The 385-nt window shown below is 40.3% G+C and carries 1 protein-coding gene; it reads left to right on the top strand.

Annotation, left to right across the window (positions count from 1 at the left end; all coding sequences use genetic code 11):
* Positions 1–385 (top strand): IdeS/Mac family cysteine endopeptidase (locus tag GVL03_RS21765; RefSeq protein ID WP_200847449.1); only part of this gene is annotated, 385 nt, incomplete at both ends.

Genomic DNA, 385 nt, shown 5'->3' with positions numbered 1-385 from the left:
AAATATATTAGTAGAAAGTGACAACCTAGCTCAAGGGAGTGAGAATGAAGTAGGCCCTTCTGAGCTGAAAAATGAGTTACTTGAAGTGAAAATTGATAACCTTTTCGAGTCTACAAGTATTGAGATCCATGCAGATATGGAAGAGAAGGTCATTCCTGAGCACGAAGATAGTAGCCTCCCTTCTAATCTACCAGTAGCAGTCCAGAAAGATGTGGTTGAACAGCCTATTAGTCTTTATACTAGCGAAGATGGTCAGTACAGAGAAATTATTTGGGCACAAGGTATAACGCCTCCTAGCATGGGGCAAGGTGGTGATTTTAAAAAAGAAGTAACGGGAGAATTTATTGAGTATACCATGCCCTATGAAGCCGGAAATGGTTACTAT

The organism is Microbacterium sp. 18062, from assembly GCF_902706225.1.
In the GTDB taxonomy this organism is placed as follows: domain Bacteria; phylum Actinomycetota; class Actinomycetes; order Actinomycetales; family Microbacteriaceae; genus Microbacterium.
This window is presented reverse-complemented; position numbering and strand designations above follow the sequence as displayed.